Annotated in this window: 17 protein-coding genes; 11 read left to right on the top strand and 6 right to left on the bottom strand. The window is 32.1% G+C overall.

Features of this window, described 5'->3' with window-relative positions:
* Nucleotides 1–16: 16 nt before the first annotated feature.
* The 3 genes from LX78_RS08475 to LX78_RS08465 all read right to left on the bottom strand — a co-directional run bounded on the left by LX78_RS08475 (nucleotide 17) and on the right by LX78_RS08465 (nucleotide 2,967).
* Entirely contained in the window at nucleotides 17–730 is a 714-nt protein-coding gene (locus LX78_RS08475; RefSeq protein ID WP_109682222.1) for an ion transporter, read from the bottom strand.
* A gap of 6 nt (nucleotides 731–736) precedes the next feature.
* Nucleotides 737–1,735: a GTPase ObgE gene (gene obgE, locus LX78_RS08470; RefSeq protein WP_109682221.1), complete on the bottom strand. Its 999-nt coding sequence runs from the start codon at nucleotides 1,733–1,735 to the stop codon at nucleotides 737–739.
* Between the two features lie 89 nt (nucleotides 1,736–1,824).
* Entirely contained in the window at nucleotides 1,825–2,967 is a 1,143-nt protein-coding gene (locus LX78_RS08465) for an adenylate kinase (RefSeq protein ID WP_245881505.1), read from the bottom strand.
* Nucleotides 2,968–3,060: 93 nt separating this feature from the next.
* Between LX78_RS08465 and LX78_RS08460 the strand changes: the two genes are divergently transcribed.
* From LX78_RS08460 to LX78_RS08435, 6 genes are all read left to right on the top strand, one after another.
* Nucleotides 3,061–4,215 carry a 5-(carboxyamino)imidazole ribonucleotide synthase gene (locus tag LX78_RS08460; protein ID WP_109682220.1) on the top strand — a complete coding sequence of 385 codons (1,155 nt, stop codon included), beginning with the start codon at nucleotides 3,061–3,063 and terminating at the stop codon, nucleotides 4,213–4,215.
* Between the two features lie 90 nt (nucleotides 4,216–4,305).
* Nucleotides 4,306–4,788 (top strand): 5-(carboxyamino)imidazole ribonucleotide mutase, encoded by a 483-nt coding sequence (gene purE / locus LX78_RS08455; RefSeq protein WP_109682219.1) that lies wholly within the window; start codon nucleotides 4,306–4,308, stop codon nucleotides 4,786–4,788.
* A gap of 198 nt (nucleotides 4,789–4,986) precedes the next feature.
* Complete coding sequence (locus LX78_RS08450; protein ID WP_109682218.1) at nucleotides 4,987–7,023, top strand: M3 family metallopeptidase; 2,037 nt, start codon at nucleotides 4,987–4,989, stop codon at nucleotides 7,021–7,023.
* Nucleotides 7,024–7,027: 4 nt separating this feature from the next.
* Nucleotides 7,028–7,456: a hypothetical protein gene (locus LX78_RS08445; RefSeq protein WP_109682217.1), complete on the top strand. Its 429-nt coding sequence runs from the start codon at nucleotides 7,028–7,030 to the stop codon at nucleotides 7,454–7,456.
* A 61-nt stretch (nucleotides 7,457–7,517) separates the two neighbouring features.
* Entirely contained in the window at nucleotides 7,518–8,075 is a 558-nt protein-coding gene (locus LX78_RS08440) for a sigma-70 family RNA polymerase sigma factor (RefSeq protein WP_109682216.1), read from the top strand.
* A 2-nt stretch (nucleotides 8,076–8,077) separates the two neighbouring features.
* A complete protein-coding gene (locus LX78_RS08435) occupies nucleotides 8,078–8,341 on the top strand; it encodes a hypothetical protein (RefSeq protein ID WP_109682215.1) in 264 nt (87 codons plus the stop codon).
* Here LX78_RS08435 and LX78_RS08430 read toward each other — a convergent pair.
* Complete coding sequence (locus tag LX78_RS08430; protein ID WP_245881504.1) at nucleotides 8,321–9,169, bottom strand: UbiA prenyltransferase family protein; 849 nt, start codon at nucleotides 9,167–9,169, stop codon at nucleotides 8,321–8,323. The two genes, LX78_RS08435 and LX78_RS08430, sit on opposite strands and share 21 nt — an antisense overlap.
* Nucleotides 9,170–9,273: 104 nt before the next feature.
* Between LX78_RS08430 and gcvP the strand changes: the two genes are divergently transcribed.
* The 5 genes from gcvP to LX78_RS08405 all read left to right on the top strand — a co-directional run bounded on the left by gcvP (nucleotide 9,274) and on the right by LX78_RS08405 (nucleotide 15,595).
* Nucleotides 9,274–12,123, top strand: a complete 2,850-nt coding sequence (gene gcvP, locus LX78_RS08425) for an aminomethyl-transferring glycine dehydrogenase (protein ID WP_109682213.1) — start codon at nucleotides 9,274–9,276, stop codon at nucleotides 12,121–12,123.
* A 176-nt stretch (nucleotides 12,124–12,299) separates the two neighbouring features.
* Complete coding sequence (locus LX78_RS08420) at nucleotides 12,300–13,358, top strand: 3-oxoacyl-ACP synthase III family protein (RefSeq protein ID WP_109682212.1); 1,059 nt, start codon at nucleotides 12,300–12,302, stop codon at nucleotides 13,356–13,358.
* Between the two features lies 1 nt (nucleotide 13,359).
* The gene (gene proC / locus LX78_RS08415; protein WP_170109826.1) at nucleotides 13,360–14,148 is read left to right on the top strand and encodes a pyrroline-5-carboxylate reductase; all 789 of its coding nucleotides are present in this window, start codon (nucleotides 13,360–13,362) and stop codon (nucleotides 14,146–14,148) included.
* The gene (locus LX78_RS08410) at nucleotides 14,148–14,669 is read left to right on the top strand and encodes a methyltransferase domain-containing protein (RefSeq protein WP_109682210.1); all 522 of its coding nucleotides are present in this window, start codon (nucleotides 14,148–14,150) and stop codon (nucleotides 14,667–14,669) included. Before proC ends, LX78_RS08410 begins: the two co-directional genes overlap by 1 nt.
* A gap of 77 nt (nucleotides 14,670–14,746) precedes the next feature.
* Nucleotides 14,747–15,595: a glycosyltransferase family 2 protein gene (locus LX78_RS08405; RefSeq protein WP_109682209.1), complete on the top strand. Its 849-nt coding sequence runs from the start codon at nucleotides 14,747–14,749 to the stop codon at nucleotides 15,593–15,595.
* Nucleotides 15,596–15,666: 71 nt separating this feature from the next.
* Here the strand turns inward: LX78_RS08405 and LX78_RS08400 are convergent, their stop codons facing one another.
* Nucleotides 15,667–16,476, bottom strand: coding sequence for a DNA/RNA non-specific endonuclease (locus tag LX78_RS08400; RefSeq protein WP_109682208.1), 810 nt, complete (start codon nucleotides 16,474–16,476; stop codon nucleotides 15,667–15,669).
* Nucleotide 16,477: 1 nt separating this feature from the next.
* A complete protein-coding gene (locus LX78_RS08395; protein ID WP_109682207.1) occupies nucleotides 16,478–19,114 on the bottom strand; it encodes a valine--tRNA ligase in 2,637 nt (878 codons plus the stop codon).
* Between the last annotated feature and the right edge of the window lie 37 nt (nucleotides 19,115–19,151).

The raw sequence follows: 19,151 nt of genomic DNA, 5'->3' as shown, positions 1-19,151 counted from the left end.
TTAAAATAATGTCTAATTAATTGTCTGTTTCTTTATTATCAACAGATTTTGTTAGGGCCGAAGAGATAATTCCTGTGGGAATGGCAACAATACCTAACCCAATTAATAAGATAAAAAAAGTAAACACTTTTCCTCCAACAGTTATTGGATAAACATCACCATAACCTACAGTTGTAAGTGTTACAATTGCCCACCATAAGCTATCAAAAATGGATGAGAAATGTTCTGGTTGTGCCGCATTTTCGAAATAGTAAATTCCTACTGCAGCAAAATAAATTAAGATTAAAGTAATAAAAAGAAATAGGAGTATTTCTTCTTTAGCCGACTTAATAGCAGTTGTAAAATGATTCATCGCACGATTATAACGTACGAGCTTTAGAATTCTGAAAAGTCTTAAAAAGCGTAATGCTCTTAACGAGCGTAAATCCACTCCAAAACTTAGATAAAATGGTAAAATGGCTAGTAAATCTATAATGCCATAGAAACTAAATATAAATTTGAGCTTTCTTTCAGACACATAAATACGCAAAAGGTATTCTATAGTAAAAACAATCACGCTAAAAACTTCTATAACATATAAAATAGTTCTTGTTTGTGGCTTTAAATCAGGTATGGTTTCTAAAGTAAATGTTATTATAGAAACTAAAATCAATACTTGAATAAAAATAGCAAAAACTTTACTAGTCCTATTATCGTTAATTTCAACAATGTTTTTTATGCGTTGTTTCATAAGGAACTAATCGTTCAACATCTTCCAAAGTTTATCTTTTAACTCGGTAAGCCCTTGTTGAGCTACCGAAGAAACAAACATATAATCTACAGGAAGTGTTTTATCTAATTCTGCTTTCAGTTCTGCTTTTAATTCTTCGTCTAACATATCGCTTTTAGAGATAATAATAAAGCGTTCCTTATCAAGTATTTCAGGGTTGTAACGCTTTAGTTCATCTAAAAGAATATCGTACTGTTTTCTAATATCGTCGGCATCTGCAGGAATTAAAAACAACAAAACCGAATTACGCTCAATATGGCGTAAAAAGTAATGACCAAGACCTTTTCCTTCGGCAGCTCCTTCAATAATTCCAGGAATATCTGCCATGACAAAGGATTTAAAATCTCTATATTCTACAATTCCTAAATTAGGTTTTAAGGTTGTAAACTCGTAATCGGCTATTTTAGGCTTAGCCGAACTAACTACAGAAAGTAAAGTAGATTTCCCAGCATTTGGAAATCCAACCAGACCAACATCTGCTAGTACTTTCAGTTCTAAAATAATATCTATTTCTTCGCCAGGTGTTCCTGGTTGCGCATATCTAGGTGTTTGATTTGTTGGAGTTTTAAAGTGCCAGTTACCACGTCCTCCCATACCACCTTTAGCGATAATTCTTTCTTCACCATCCTCAGTAATTTCAAAGATAATTTCGTTAGTTTCTCTGTCTCTTACTATGGTTCCTAAAGGCACATCCATATACACATCTGCTCCATCTGCTCCAGTACTTCTACTTTTACTTCCATGTTCACCATGTCCAGCTCTAAAATGTCTTTTAAATTTATACGTATAGAGTGTCCATAAATTAGAGTTTCCTCTCATAATAACATGACCACCTCGTCCACCATCTCCTCCATCTGGACCTCCTTTTTCTATAAATTTCTCTCGATGTAAGTGCATAGAACCCTTACCTCCTTTTCCGGAAGACACATGCAATTTAACGTAATCAACAAAATTTCCTTCTGTCATGTTTGCTTCCCACGAAAGTGGGAATATTTTTAATTAAAATAATTTTTCGAAAACTTTTATAAGATTCCTGTTTACACAGAAATAATAAATTATAATTTATCTATTACTTCACTTAGTCTTTTAGTAATATCTTCGATGCTTCCAACACCATCCACTCCAAAATATTTATTCTGTGCAGAATAATAATCCTTTAATATAGCTGTTTTGTTGTAGTATTCTTTAATTCTATTTCTAATAATGTTTTCATCAGCATCATCAGCACGACCACTTGTCTTACCTCTCTCTAATAAACGTTGTACTAAAACTTCATCTGCAACTTCAAGGGCTACCATAGCATTAATTTGAGAATCTTTACTATCCATTAATTTATCTAAAGCATCAGCTTGTGCATTTGTTCTTGGAAAACCATCAAAGATAAAACCATTTGCATCCGAATTTTTTTCAACTTCAGCATTTAACATATCAATTGTAACCTGATCAGGAACTAGTTCACCTTTATCCATATAAGATTTAGCTAGCATACCAAGAGCTGTTTCATTTTTTATATTAAAACGAAATACATCTCCAGTTGAGATATGAATTAAATTGTATTTTTCTTTTAAAAAATTTGCCTGTGTTCCTTTACCTGCTCCAGGAGGTCCAAATAGCACTAAATTTGTCATGTGTTGTGTTGTTTTTAATTGATATACTGAAGGTAAATCTCTACCTAAACCATTGTAATCTAAACCATAGCCAACAATGAATTTATCTGGTATTTCTATACCTACATAATGTAATTTATAATCTTTTTTATAAGCTTCAGGTTTGTAAAATAACGTAGCAATAATGAGTTGTTTTACATTTGCATTTTTAAAAATTCTATGAACTTCCTCAAGAGTATTTCCAGAGTCTATAATATCTTCCAGTATAACTACTGTTCTTCCACTTAAATCTTGTGTCAATCCAATTAATCGCTGAATGTCTTCAGTAGATTTTACTCCTTCGTATGAAGCCAATTTTATAAAAGTTACTTCGCAAGGATTTGGATATTTTTTTACAAAATCGCTAACAAACATAAAAGACCCATTTAAGATTCCAATAAATACCGGAACTTCATCTTTTAGGTTGTTGGCAATCTCATTTGCCATTCGTTGAACAGTCTTCTGTATTTCTTCTTCAGAAATAAAAGGTTTGAATTGTAAATCGTGAAGCTTAACCACTTGTTTAATTTTTAGAAATGCAAAGATAATCATTTGATTAACGTTTTGCGAATTCTAATTTAGATTGTTTCGGTTTTAGTTTTTTTCAAAGGGTTTTGATTTGTACTTTTGTGGAAAATCGAATCAATGAATTTTTTCTCTTCAACTTTTAAACTTGGTATTCTTGGTGGTGGACAATTAGGTAAAATGTTACTTTACGATACCAGGAAATTTGATATTTATACGTCTGTTTTAGATGCTAGTATTGACGCTCCTTGTAAAGTTGCCTGCAACGAATTTCATTTAGGAGATTTAATGGATTATGATGCTGTTTATAATTTTGGGAAACATGTCGATGTCTTAACCTTTGAAATTGAAAATGTAAACACAGATGCTCTTGAAGCCTTAGAAAAGGAAGGTGTGAAAGTATATCCTTCTTCTAAAACCTTACGTGTAATTCAAAATAAAGCCAAGCAAAAATTGTTTTATAGAGATCACGACATTCCAACAGCCGATTTTTCAAGGTTTGCTTATTCTTCTGAAATTTTAGATGCTATACACAATGGAGGTTTAGAATTTCCTTTTGTATGGAAAAGTGCTCAATTTGGTTATGATGGAACAGGAGTGAAAATTATTAGAACGGAAGCCGATTTAGAAGGCTTACCAAATGTGGAATGTATTGCTGAAGATATGATTCCCTTTAAAAACGAATTAGCTGTTATAGTTGCAAGAAATAATCAAGGAGAAGTTTCAACTTATCCAGTTGTAGAGATGGAGTTTCATCCAGAAGCCAATCAAGTAGAATATGTAATTTGTCCTGCACGAATAGATGAAAAAGTAGCAAAAAAAGCTATAGATGTTGCTCTTAAAGTCTCCAAAGCGTTTAATCATGTAGGCTTGTTAGCTGTAGAAATGTTTCAAACTAAAGAAGATAATATTTTAGTTAATGAGGTAGCGCCAAGACCTCATAATTCTGGTCATCATACCATAGAATCAAGTTATACTTCACAATTTGAACAACACTTAAGAGCCATTTTAAATTTACCATTAGGAAAAACTGATAGTAAAGTTGGTGGAATTATGGTAAATTTGGTTGGTGCTGAAGGTTATACTGGAAATGTAATTTATCAAAATATTGAAGACATCATGAAAATGCCTGGTGTAACACCACACATTTATGGCAAAAAACAAACCAGACCATTTAGAAAAATGGGACATGTTACCATAGTGAATGAAGATTTAAATGAAGCAAGAAAGATTGCAGAAGAAGTAAAAAACACGATTAAAGTTATAAGTCAATAATGTCTCCTCGAGCGCAGTCGAGAGGTTATTATAAATAATTAAGTTGATAAAGGTTCGACTGCGCTCGACCTTACAAAAAGCATCTGTTTTATGAGCAAAGTAGGAATAATCATGGGAAGCAAAAGCGATCTTCCAGTAATGCAAGAAGCTATAGATATTTTAACTGGTTTTGATATCGAGATAGAAGTCGATATTGTTTCTGCACATAGAACACCAGAAAAGTTATTCGATTATGGTAAAAATGCACATACACGTGGATTTTCAGTCATTATTGCTGGAGCTGGTGGAGCAGCACATCTACCAGGAATGATAGCATCTTTATCTCCACTTCCTGTTATTGGAGTTCCTGTAAAAAGCAGTAATTCTATAGATGGCTGGGATTCTATCTTATCAATACTTCAAATGCCTGGTGGTGTTCCTGTAGCTACAGTAGCGCTAAATGGCGCAAAAAATGCAGGCATTTTAGCAGCACAAATAATTGGTAGTTCAGACACATGCGTTTTAGACAAAATTGTTCTTTATAAAGAAGGATTAAAAGCAAAAGTTATTGAATCTTCAAAAGATTTAAAATAAAAAACCTCGACCGAAGCCGAGGTTTTAAACGCTATTAATCAATTATTTAAAAGAGTCACTTATAAACTCTCATGAAAAATCTGATGCAAAAGTAGAATTTAAATTCAAATAAACTCTTAAAATAAAGTTAATAATCAGAAAATCAATCTCTTAGTAAGAAAAATAAGACATAGATTTATAGATACACTCATACAATAAATGAATATTCTTAACAAACCATTTGATACCCAGTTTCAAACTGCTCCTTTTTCAAAAATTAAAAACAATGACTTTCTACCAGCTTTTAAAAAAGCGATAGAAAAAGCAAAAAAAGAAATTGACACCATAACTTATAATTCTGAAAAACCAACTTTTAAAAATACAGTTGAAGCTCTTGACTTTTCAGGCGAAGAATTAGATAGAATTTCAAGTATTTTTTTCAATTTAAATTCGGCTGAAACTAACGAGGAAATTCAAAATATAGCACAAGAGGTCTCTCCATTATTAACTGAATTTAGTAACGACATCACTTTAAACGAATCTCTTTTTAAACGTATAAAAACGGTTTATGAAGAAAAAAACTCTTTAGACTTATCTACTGAACAAGAAACACTTTTAGATAAAAAATATAAAAGCTTCTCAAGAAATGGTGCCAATTTACAAGAAGATAAGAAACAACAGCTAAGAGAAATTGATAAAGAGTTAAGCAAATTAAAACTTAAGTTTGGCGAAAATGTTTTAGCAGAAACCAATAAGTTTGAGATGCTATTAACTAATAAAGACCATTTAGCTGGATTACCAGAAGGAGCTATAGAAGCTGCTAAACAATTAGCCGAAGCCAAAAATAAAGAAGGTTGGTTAATAACCTTAGATTATCCGAGTTATATTCCATTTATGACTTATGCTGACAATCGGGAATTACGAAAAAAACTAGCCATAGCTTCTGGAGCCAAAGCCTTTAAAAATGACACTTTAGACAATCAGGAAAATGTTCTACAAATTGCAAAATTACGTTACCAGAGAGCCAAATTATTAGGCTATAAAACGCATGCTCATTTTGTACTAGAAGAACGCATGGCAAAAACTCCTGAGAAAGTAGAGTCTTTTTTAAATGAGCTTTTAGAAAAAGCAAAACCAGCTGCTTTAAAAGAGTTTAAAGACCTTGAAACTTTTGCAAAAGAGCTTGACAATATAGATCAACTTCAAAAATGGGACGCGTCTTATTATGCCGAAAAATTAAAACAGAAGCTATTTAATTTAGACGATGAAAAACTAAAACCATATTTTAAACTAGAAAATGTAATTCAAGGTGTTTTTAATATTTCAGAAAAACTTTATGATTTACATTTTGAAGAAATTTCTACTATTGACAAATATCACGAAGATGTTTTAACTTATAAAGTTACTAACAATAAAGGCGAATTGGTTTCTGTTTTTTATGCAGATTTTTTTCCAAGACCTGGAAAACGAAATGGTGCCTGGATGACATCATACAAACCACAATACATTAAAAATGGTGAAAACTCACGTCCACATATTTCCATTGTTTGCAATTTTACTAAGCCTACAAAAAGCAAGCCTTCACTTTTAACTTTTAATGAAGTTACTACCTTATTTCATGAATTTGGCCATGCGCTTCATGGCATGCTAGCCAACACAACTTATCCAAGTATCTCAGGAACTAGTGTCTTTTGGGACTTTGTAGAATTACCAAGTCAAATACTAGAAAACTGGTGTTTCGAAAAAGAAGCCTTAGAGTTATTTGCCACACATTATGAAACTGGAGACGTGATTCCAATGGATTTAATCAAAAAAATCAAAGCGTCATCAACTTTCCATGAAGGCATGCAAACCTTACGTCAAATAAGTTTTGGTCTGTTAGATATGAGTTGGCATGCTGGCGAGTCGCCAGAGACCATAAAAGATGTAAAAAAACACGAAGAGAAAGCTTTTGAAAACACAAAACTATATCCAGATGTGGCTGAAAATTGTATGAGCACCTCATTTTCACATATATTTCAAGGTGGTTATAGTTCTGGCTATTACAGTTACAAATGGGCTGAAGTTTTAGATGCAGATGCTTTTGAATATTTTAAAGAAGAAGGCATCTTTAACAAAGAGGTTGCTACAAAATTCAAAGAACATGTATTATCTCAAGGTGGAACCGAAGATCCAATGATTCTCTACAAACGTTTTAGAGGTCAAGAACCAAAACCAGAAGCACTACTAAAACGTGCTGGTTTAATTAAAAAATAAAAGAATGAAATTAAACCACATACTACTTTCTCTCTTTTTTATACTTTTTACAAGCATCACTCATGCGCAAAATATTAAAATAAAAAAAGATGTAGTTTATGTCGATAGCAAAGAGTGCTTAACCATTGGAGGAGATGCAAACAATGTATCTTTTTACGATTTGAATGACAATGAAATTATTTTCCTAAAATATATTCACGATAGTAAATATGGTAGCCTTTATACTAAAATAACTTTCTTAGATAGCAAACTATCCTTCACGTCTAAATCTTACATTTTTACAAAAAAATTACTCATCAAAAAACTGATTCAAGATAAGACACTTAAAAACTGCCAACTTATTCCAGAGAAAGTGGAACGTTTTGTTCTAAAATATGATGAAAATGTGGAACAAGACAATATAAATGTGAATATTACTATTGACAGAAATTAATTAAACGTTCTTATTGCTTTATAAAAAATACCTTACTTTTGATAAAAAAGCTAGTTAAAGAATGTCCAAACACCAATTAGATCCGAATAAGTGGATTGACCGATATTCAGATTACTTATACAATTTCACCATTACGCGTGTAAACGATAGGGAAATTGCTAAGGATTTGGTTCAGGACACCTTTTTTGCTAGTTTAAAATCAATGAAAAATTTTAAAGGTGAAGCAAGCGAACGTACCTGGCTTATTTCAATTTTAAAACGAAAAATAATTGACCATTACAGAAAAATAAATTCAAAGAAAGGGAAAGCTGAAATTCGAATGGATTTTAAAACTGATGATGATTTAGATGGAAATTGGCTCGAAGAAAGAGTTTCTGACCCTAATTATAAAACAGCAGAAGATACTATTGTTAATGAAGAATTAGGTGAAGCTATATTTAATTGTTTGGCTAAATTATCTGAAAAACAAGCTACTGTTTTTAGAATGAAAACTATTGAAGGACTTGAAACTGAAACTATTTGTAATGATTTAAATATCACTGCGTCTAACCTTTGGGTAATTGTTCATAGAGCAAGAATAGCAATGGCAGAGTGTATGGAAAAAAACTGGTTTAAATAGTCATGAAAAATAAATCTTTTTTATTTATTTCATGTGATGAGGCAAAACATATTTGCGATAAAGCACAATATAATGAAGCCACAACTTGGGAGAAATTCAAACTGAATCTACGCTATCTCTGGTGTCATATTACCAGAGCTTATGTTAATAGAAATAAGAAGTTAACAAAAGCTGTAAAGTCTTCAAAAATTACCTGTTTAAAAAATTCTGAAAAACAGCAATTAAAAGAAGTTTTTCATGAAGAATTAGAAAAACAACATCATTAATATCAACCAAAATACTGGAATTCCTTCTACCCAAAAAGAACTATAATATCTTCCTTGGTTTTGTTTCGCAAACACTAAAAAAAGTAAACTTATAAAAGTTACTATTAGTAAAATTATTATATGGTAAGCATTTATTTCATCTTTAAAAAACTCTAAAAAGAAAAATACCATTAACAATAAAACGCTTATAATCTTTGTTCGTTTTACTCCAATCTGTTGTGGTATAGTTGCAAGTTTTAAACTGTCGTAATTTAAATCCCTAATTTCAAAAGGAATCATTAAAACAATTACAAAAACAAATCTTTGAATTACTGTAAGAATGACATCTGTATTAATTGGATGATTGTTGTTTAATAAAGGTAATAAAACGGTTACACCAGCCCAAACCAAAGCAATAATATACACTTTCAATCCACTAATATTTCTCAAGTTTTTATTGCTATCATATATCATTTTACTAGGTAAAAAGGGAATTGCATATAAAAAGGTTACAATTCCAAAAGCAACAATAAAAAGCAATGTTTTAGATTCTAATTGAAATGCATAATAACACATGAGAATAAAACAAATCAATGAAAATAGCTGAATAACCTTAAGCCAAGTGGCTAAACTTCTATAATGAAATTTAGTGAGTCCAAAATACTTCACAAAATTATAGCCAATAATGGAAGCATAAAAAATAAAATAAAGTATCACATTATCAAAAGGAACATTAAATTCAATTAGTGTAATCCAAGAAAAAGCAAACACAGCTAAAGCTACATGAATACTACTATCCAGATAAAAATCTAATATCTTCTTTAACAAACCCATAGAGCAAAAATACATAAAGTGTTAATAACCCTTTTAATTGGTTAAAAACTTTAGTTTTCATTAACAATTTAAAGTGAATTATTACGTAATTTTGCGCCTTAAAACACAACATACATTTAATGAACACAACTAATTTTGCACTTCGCCACATTGGTCCTAGAGAAGAAGACCAAAACCAAATGTTAAAAACTATTGGTGTTGACTCATTAGACCAACTAATCTATGAAACGCTTCCTGATGATATCAAGTTAAAAAAACCACTTGATTTGGACGAGCCAATGAGCGAACAAGAATATTTAACACATATTCATGAGCTTTCAAAGAAAAACAAAACTTTCAAAACATATATAGGTCTTGGGTATCATCCAACCATTTTACCTCCAGTTATTCAGCGTAATATATTAGAAAACCCAGGATGGTATACAGCTTACACACCTTATCAAGCTGAAATAGCTCAAGGACGTTTAGAGGCTTTATTAAACTTCCAAACTATGGTAACTGACTTAACAGGAATGGAGCTAGCAAATGCTTCTTTACTTGACGAAAGTACAGCTGCAGCAGAAGCTATGAGTTTATTATTTGCTGTTAGAGAACGTGACCAAAAGAAAGCAGATGTCAATAAGTTTTTTGTTTCAGAAAACATATTACCACAAACACTTTCTCTACTACAAACAAGATCAACTCCAATTGGAATAGAATTAGTTGTTGGAAAAGAAGAAGCATTCGATTTTTCTTCGGAATATTTTGGAGCAATCCTTCAATATCCAGGTAAAAACGGACAGGTTACAGATATTAAATCTTTTATTGAAAAAGCAAATAACGCTCAAATAAAAGTAGCAGTAGCTGCAGATATTTTAAGTCTTGTTATGCTTGAAGCTCCAGGTAAATTTGGTGCAGATGTTGTAGTTGGAACCACACAACGTTTTGGTGTACCAATGGGTTATGGTGGACCTCATGCTGCTTATTTTGCAACTAAAGAAGCTTATAAACGTGATATTCCTGGACGTATTATTGGAGTTACCAAAGACGTTAATGGAAACAGAGCTTTACGTATGGCTTTGCAAACACGAGAGCAACATATTAAACGTGACAAAGCTACTTCAAACATCTGTACAGCTCAAGTTTTATTAGCTGTTATGGCTGGAATGTATGCTGTATATCATGGTCCAAAAGGATTAGAGTTTATAGCTAACAAAGTTCACAATACTGCTTCAAATGTTTCAGATGCTTTATCTCAATTAGGATACAAACAAACAAACACGTCTTATTTTGACACTTTAAATATTCTAGCTGATGCTTCAAAAATAAAAACGATTGCTGAAAAACATGAAGTTAATTTCTTCTATCCAGATGCTAATACAGTAACCATTTCAATTAATGAAACAACTAATTTAAAAGATGCTAATGAAATTGTTTCCATTTTTGCTGAAGCAGCAGGAAAAGAAACTATTAAAATCACTTTGCTTTCTAAAGCAAATCATATCTCTGAAAGTCTTCAGAGAAAATCTGATTTCTTAAACTTAGACATCTTTAATTCTCATCATTCTGAAACTGAATTGATGCGATATATTAAAAAATTAGAACGTAAAGATTTATCCCTAAATCATTCCATGATTTCTTTAGGGTCTTGTACCATGAAATTAAATGCAGCTGCAGAAATGCTGCCATTAAGTTCACCTAATTGGGGAAGGATGCATCCTTTTGTCCCAATTGAGCAAGCTCAAGGTTATCAAACAGTTTTAAAAGAATTAGAAGATCAATTAACTGAAATTACTGGTTTTTCTGGCACGTCTCTACAGCCAAACTCTGGAGCCAATGGAGAATATGCTGGATTAATGGTAATTAAAGCTTATCACGAATCTCGTGGAGATCATCATAGAAATATTTGTTTAATTCCTTCTTCAGCTCATGGAACAAATCCTGCAAGTGCAGTTATGGCTGGGATGAAAGTGGTTGTTACAAAATCTACCGAAAAAGGAAATATAGACGTTGAAGATTTACGTGAAAAAGCCGAATTACATAAAGACAATTTGTCTTGTATAATGGTTACGTATCCTTCTACTCATGGTGTTTACGAATCTGCTATTAAAGAAATTACAAAGATAATTCATGATAATGGTGGACAAGTATATATGGATGGAGCAAACATGAATGCCCAAGTTGGCTTAACAAATCCTGGGAATATTGGTGCAGATGTTTGTCATTTAAACCTTCACAAAACCTTTGCTATTCCACATGGAGGTGGAGGACCAGGAGTTGGCCCAATTTGTGTTGCAAAACAATTAGTGCCTTTTTTACCAGGAAATCCTATTATAAAAACTGGTGGAGAAAAAGCGATTACTGCTATATCTGCTGCTCCTTATGGCTCAGCCTTAGTATGTTTAATTTCTTACGCATACATCAAAATGTTGGGCGCAGAAGGTTTAACACAATCAACTAAAATAGCTATTTTGAACGCCAACTATATCAAACATCGTTTACAAGGTCAGTTCGACACCTTATATTCTGGAGAATGTGGTCGTGCTGCTCACGAAATGATTGTTGATTGCAGACCTTTTAAAGCCAATGGTATTGAAGTTACAGATATAGCAAAACGTTTAATGGATTATGGTTTTCACGCACCAACAGTATCGTTTCCTGTTGCTGGAACTTTAATGATTGAACCAACTGAAAGTGAAAGTAAAGCAGAAATGGATCGTTTTTGTGACGCTATGATTTCTATTAAAAAAGAAATAGACAATTCATCTAAAGATGACGAAAATAATGTTTTGAAAAATGCGCCTCACACTCTAGAAATGCTAACATCTAGTGAATGGTTGATGCCTTATACTAGAGAAACAGCAGCATTTCCATTAGAATATGTGAAAGAGAATAAATTCTGGCCTAGTGTTAGACGTGTAGATGATGCCTTTGGAGATAGAAATTTAATTTGTACATGTGCTCCTATTGAAGAATATATGGATGCATAATTATATTTACACAAATTTTAAAACCCTCAAAATGAGGGTTTTTTTATTGCCAAATTATTAATATTTTAAATTTATAATACGAATTTGACAAATAATAGCTAATATTTTAAAAATGAATACGTAAACAATTTTATAATGATTAATTTAGCATAAGCCTAATATTTAATAGCAACCTAATGGCAATAAGAATTACAGGAACTGGCAGTTATATTCCAAGCAATATAGAAAAGAATGAAGATTTTAATCAACATGAATTTCTAAATGAAGATGGCTCAACAATAAATCATCATAATGAAGTTATTATTGAAAAATTTAAAGCTATTACAGGAATTGGCGAAAGACGTTACGTTGAAAATCACTTAAACACTTCAGATATTGCTTTTTTTGCAGCAAAAAACGCTATTGAAGATGCTCAAATTAATCAAGAAGAGATTGATTATATTATTGTTGGTCATAATTATGGCGATGTAAAACACAATACAGAACAAAGTGACACTGTTCCAAGTATTGGCTCTAGAGTCAAGCATCTTCTTGGGATTAAAAACCCTAAATGTGTTGCATACGATATACTTTTTGGTTGTCCAGGATGGATTGAAGGAGTCATTCAAGCAAACGCGTTTATTAAATCTGGTATTGCAAAAAAATGTTTGGTTATAGGAGCCGAAACCTTATCGCGTGTTGTTGATAAACATGATCGAGATTCCATGATATATAGTGATGGAGCTGGAGCAGTTATTGTTGAAGAAACTTCAAAAATAGGTGGCATCTTAACTCATGAAAGTGCTACGTATGCTTTAGACGAAGCTCACTTTATTTATTTTGGTAAAACAAACCATCCAGAGATTACAGATCAACGTCGATACATAAAAATGTATGGCAGAAAAATTTACGAATTTGCTTTAAACCATGTACCTGCTGCCATGAAGTCTTGTCTTGATAAAAGTGGTTACGAAATTGGTGATTTAAAGAAAATCCTAATCCATCAAGCCAACGAAAAAATGGACGAAGCCATTGTTCAACGTTTCTACAAACTGTATAAAATGGATATGCCAAAAGGCATCATGCCTATGACCATAAATAAATTAGGAAACTCTAGTGTAGCTACAGTTCCTACTTTATACGACTTGATTTTAAAAGGTAAGCTTGAAGGTCAAGAGATTAATGAAGGAGATCTAATAATGTTTGCAAGTGTTGGTGCAGGAATGAATATAAATGCTATTGTATACAAATTTTAGAATGACAAAAAAAATCACCATTATTGGAGGTGGAAATTTAGGCCAATCTATTGCTCATGGTCTTTTAAGTAAAAACTACAACCCTTCAAACATTACCATTACTCGTAATAAAATTGAACTGCTTTCTAATTTAAAATTAAAAGGACTAACTGTTACCAACAATAATGTAGAAGCTGTAAAAAACACACACATTATTATAATAGCAGTAAAACCATATAAAATTGAAAATGTACTACAACAAATAGATTCACATCTTAAAAAAAACGCCATTATAGTTTCTGTAGTTAGTGACTATTCTATTGAAAGCATTTCTAAAAACCTTAAAACAAAAGTTTCAATTATTAGAGCAATGCCTAATACTGCTGCTTCGGTAAATGAGTCTATTACTTGTTTGGCAACTCAAAATGCATCAAAAGAAGAACTAGAAGATGTAACTAAAATTTTTGACACGTTAGGAGACACTTTACTGATTAATGAACAACTTATGGATGCTGCAACAGTACTTGGTGCTTGTGGTATAGCTTATGTACTACGCTTTATTAGAGGAATGATTCAAGGTGGAATTGAAATTGGTTTTGATGCTCAAACTGCAACAAATATTGCTACACAAACAGTTAGAGGTGCAACCGAATTATTAATTAAAAACGGAAATCATCCTGAAGCAGAAATTGACAAAGTAACTACACCAAAAGGGTGTACAATTGCTGGGTTAAACCAAATGGAACATAGTGGATTTAGTTCTGCACTTATAAAAGGAATTAAAACATCTTTTGATAATATTTCTAAATAATGTACGAAAAAAGCTTTCCTAATAAACGCTTTAAATTAACTACTCTATTTTTAGAAAAGCATATTTCTACAGATTCTAACATTTTAGATTTAGGTGTTGAAAACCCATTTACCAACATAATGAAACAGCAAGGCTTTACTGTTGAAAACACACAAGGAGAAGATTTAGATATAGACACAACATCAATAGAAAATTCAGATGCTGATGTCGTAACTGCCTTCGAAATTTTTGAACACCTTCTCTCTCCTTTTACTGTTTTACAATCTATAAAAGCAGACAAACTCGTTGCAAGTGTACCATTAAAATTATGGTTTTCTTCTGCTTATAGAAGTAAAACAGATATGCGAGACAGACATTTTCATGAATTTGAAGATTGGCAATTTGATTGGCTTCTAGAAAAAGCTGGATGGAAAATTATAGACAGACAAAAATGGACTAATCCTACTAAAAAAATTGGAATCAGACCAATTTTACGTTGGTTTACACCAAGATATTACATTGTTTATGCTGAAAGGGTTTAAACAAATTCCAAAAAGCAAATTTCCAAATTCCAAAAAGACACAAATTAAGTTTAACTTTGAATTTCAAACTTTAAATCTTGAATTTCCAAATTATCATTCCAGCCCATAACGAAGAAGTTTTCATCAAGCAAACTTTAGACTCTCTGGTAAAACAAACGCTTTTACCAAAACATGTGGTTGTGGTTAATGACAATTCTACTGATGATACAAAACAGATTGTTGAAGAATTTACTTCAAAATACAACTGGATGTCTTTAGTAAATATAACATCTTCTAATAAACACTTGCCTGGAACTAAAATCATTCATGCGTTTTATAAAGGTTATGAATTACTTGATGACGATTACGATGTGATTTGTAAATTTGATGCAGATTTAATTTTTCCGAAGAATTATTTAGAGCAATTAGCCTTTCATTTTAATGAAAATAACAAACTTGGGATGGTTTCTGGATTTTGCTACATAGAAAAAAACAACCAATGGATTTTAGAAAACCTAACCCGAAAAGACCATATTAGAGGTGCTCTAAAAGCCTATAGAAAAGCTTGTTTCGAGCAAATAGGAAAACTAAAGCCATCTATGGGTTGGGACACCATTGATGAGTTATTAGCTAAATATTATGGTTGGGAATTACTAACGGATGAATCACTACAAGTAAAACATTTAAAACCTACAGGAATTAGTTATAATAAAGCGTCTAAGCACTTGCAAGGTGAAGCAATGTATAAAATGCGCTATGGATTTGTTATTACGCTTATTTCAGCATTAAAATTGGCTTATAAAAAAGGAAGCTTCAAGTTGTTTAAAGATTATATGACTGGGTTTTTTAAAGCTAGAAAAGAAAAACTTCCGTTTTTGGTTTCTGAAGATCAAGGAAAATTTATTAGAGATTTACGATGGAAGGGAATATTCGGTAAGTTTAAGTAATGTCATTCAAGATGAAATGAAGAATCTAATATCAATGAGATCCTGAAACTTGTTCAGGATTACAAAATGCTTTAATTAAAACTCCAATCTTTATAACTCGAAGAGGCTTCTAATTCATTTTCAAGAGAGTCTTCTAATTCTGGAAAGAAATCTATACCTGTTAATTCTTCAATAGAATCTACAGACACTACAAATTTATATAAAGGAAGGATTGAATTTTCATGAGGTATTAAAAAAGCAATCATTTTTGTTTCACCAGTATTATTATCTATCAATATTTTATAGAACTGGTTTGGAACTGCAACTTGCTCTTCGCCTATAGTTTCCATATTATCATTCAAAACGCCTCCAGATACCACAAACACACCATTGTATTTACTAGCCCAATACCTTACTTTCTGTTCTAGAGTATTCCATATCCCAGAATTAAAATCGTGTCTTTGCGGACTAATATTACTGGTTAAAAACGTTTCGTTATAAGCAACTTGATTATAAGCTCTATCTGCTGCTGGACATAAATGACCTCTATCGAAGCCAGATTTTTTATAATTTCGCCAATGTGCTGCACCAGTTTTTACAGCAGGATCAATTTCAAAATAAGGTCTTTTGTAATTGGAGTTTGATAAATGTTCTAGTTTCAGTTCGTAAGCAACCCATTCAGCTTGTTCATGAGGCTCACTATAAGATAAAGAATAGCCTTCATGATGCACTATTTGACCTGTTGTACTTGTTGGCAAAAAGAATTCGTTCGTATCGCTTTTTACAGTTTTACCAGTATCTACAATGTCTTGTTGTTCTTTTTCTTCAAGATAAAACTCATAAAAATATACACCTCCTATAAGCAAAACTGCCATTATTGCATATAAGGTCTTTCTTTTCATTTTACTTTAAGGATTCTAAACTAGCTTTTAACGTTTCTATCTTAGCTAAAGCATCTGCTTCTTTGTTACGCTCGTTAGCAATTACCTGTTCTGGAGCTCCAGCAACAAAACGCTCGTTAGATAATTTTTTTTGTACAGATTTCAAGAAACCTTCAGTATAATTTAACTCGTCTGATAATTTTTTAATCTCTTCTTCTATATTAATAGCTCCAGCAATTGGAATAAAATATTCGTTAGATTTTACTCTAAAAGTTAAGGCACCTTCAATAGCTTCAGAACTATATTCAATACTTTCTAAATTTCCAAGTTTTGCAATTACTTCATCGAATATGTTTGCTGTATTTTCATTATTAATCACAGAAAAACCTATGGCATCTTTAAACGCAATGTTCTTTTCTTTTCTAATGTTTCTAATACTAGAAACCACATCTTGAGCAAACTCAAATTCCAAAATTAAAGTCTCATTTATTGGCTTAGTCTCAGGCCATTTGGCAATTATTAACGCATCATCAGGTGTTCTCTCTGAAATATATTGCCAGATTTCTTCAGTAAGAAATGGCATAAATGGATGAAGTATTTTTAAAATATCTTCAAAAATCGCGATAATCGCGCTATAAGTATGTCTATCTATAGGCTTTCCAAAGGCTGGTTTAACAATTTCCAGTAACCAAGATGCATAATCGTCCCAAACTAATTTATAGGTCGACATTAAAGCATCAGACAATCTGTATTTACCATAATGGTCTTCAAGCTCTATTAATGTTTTTTGAAATTTAGATTCAAACCATTCTATAGCAATAGCACTAGATTTTGGTTGTGGTATATTTTCATCAATCTCCCAACCTTGAACTAGTCTAAAAGCATTCCATATTTTGTTTGCAAAGCCTTTTCCTTGTTGACAAAGAGCTTCATCGAACATCAAATCGTTTCCTGCTGCAGAACTTAATAGCAATCCAACACGAACACCATCTGCACCATAATCTTCAATTAGTTTTAAAGCATCTGGAGAATTCCCTAAAGACTTACTCATTTTTCGACGTTGCTTATCTCGAACTAGACCTGTTAAATACACATTATTAAATGGTCTTTCGTCTTTGTATTCGTAACCAGCAATAATCATACGAGCTACCCAAAAGAATAAAATATCTGGTCCTGTAACCAAATCGTTTGTTGGATAATAATAATTAATTTCTTCGTTTTCTGGATTTCTGATGCCATCAAACACACTTATAGGCCATAACCAAGAAGAAAACCAAGTGTCAAGCGCATCAGTATCCTGACGCAAATTGTTGCTTGTTAGTTGTTGGTTGTTGGTTTTTTCTTTTGCAAGTTTTAGAGCCTCTTCTTTAGTTTCAGCAACAACAAAATCTTCTTTTCCATCTCCATAGTAAAAAGCTGGAATTTGTTGTCCCCAACGTAATTGACGAGAAATATTCCAGTCGCGAATATTTTCCAACCAATGTCTGTAGGTGTTTTCGAACTTTTTAGGGAATAACTTAATTTCAGGATTTTCACCTAAAACTGCTTCAATGGCTGGTTTTACCAACTCCTCCATTTTCAAGAACCATTGGTCGCTTAATCGAGGTTCGATTACTGCTTTGGTACGTTCTGATGTACCAACTTTATTAATATGAGATTCGGTTTTAACTAAAAACCCTTTTTCTTCTAATTCTTTTGATATTTCTTTTCTAACAACAAACCTATCTTTTCCTTCGTAATGCAATCCGAAACTATTTAAAGTTGCGTCGTCATTAAAAATATCGATAACTTCTAAATTATGTTTATCTCCTAAACTCTTATCGTTTTCATCGTGAGCTGGAGTTACTTTTAAACAACCTGTTCCAAATTCAATATCAACATACTCATCTTCAATTATAGGAATCACACGATTACATAATGGTACAATAGCATTTTTACCTTTTAAATGAGAAAATCTGTCATCATTCGGATTGATACAAATGGCAGTATCTCCTAAAATAGTTTCTGGACGTGTAGTAGCAATAGTAACTTTCTCGTTACTTCCTTCTATGTTATATTGCAGGTAATATAAATTTCCTTGTCTTTCTTCGTATATAACTTCTTCGTCTGATAGTGTTGTTTTGGCCTCAGGATCCCAGTTAACCATTCTGTAACCACGATAAATTAGTCCCTTATTGTATAAATCGACAAACACTTTTATTACAGCTTCAGACATATCGTCGTCCATTGTAAATTTAGTGCGATCCCAATCGCAGGAACAACCTAATTTTTTAAGTTGTTCAAGAATAACACCACCATATTCATGAGTCCATTCCCAAGCGTGTTCTAAAAATTCTTCACGAGTTAAATCGTTTTTGTTTATTCCTTGCTCTTTTAGTTTAGCAACCACTTTAGCTTCAGTAGCAATGGAGGCATGGTCTGTTCCAGGAACCCAACAAGCATTTTTACCTTGCAGTCTAGCACGACGTATCAATACATCTTGAATGGTATTATTAAGCATGTGTCCCATGTGTAAGACACCAGTTACGTTAGGAGGAGGAATTACAATGGTATATGGTTCTCTTTCGTCTGGTGTTGAATGAAAATAATTATGTTTCATCCAGTAGTTGTACCATTTACTTTCTACTTGACTGGCATCATATTTTGATGGAATTTGCATACTTTGGAATAGTTTTTGAAATATAACATGCAAAAGT

The sequence above is a fragment of the Xanthomarina spongicola genome, from assembly GCF_003148645.1.
Taxonomy (GTDB): Bacteria; Bacteroidota; Bacteroidia; order Flavobacteriales; family Flavobacteriaceae; genus Xanthomarina; species Xanthomarina spongicola.
The sequence above is the reverse complement of the archived record's forward strand: the minus strand, read 5'-3'. Positions and strand labels throughout refer to the sequence as shown.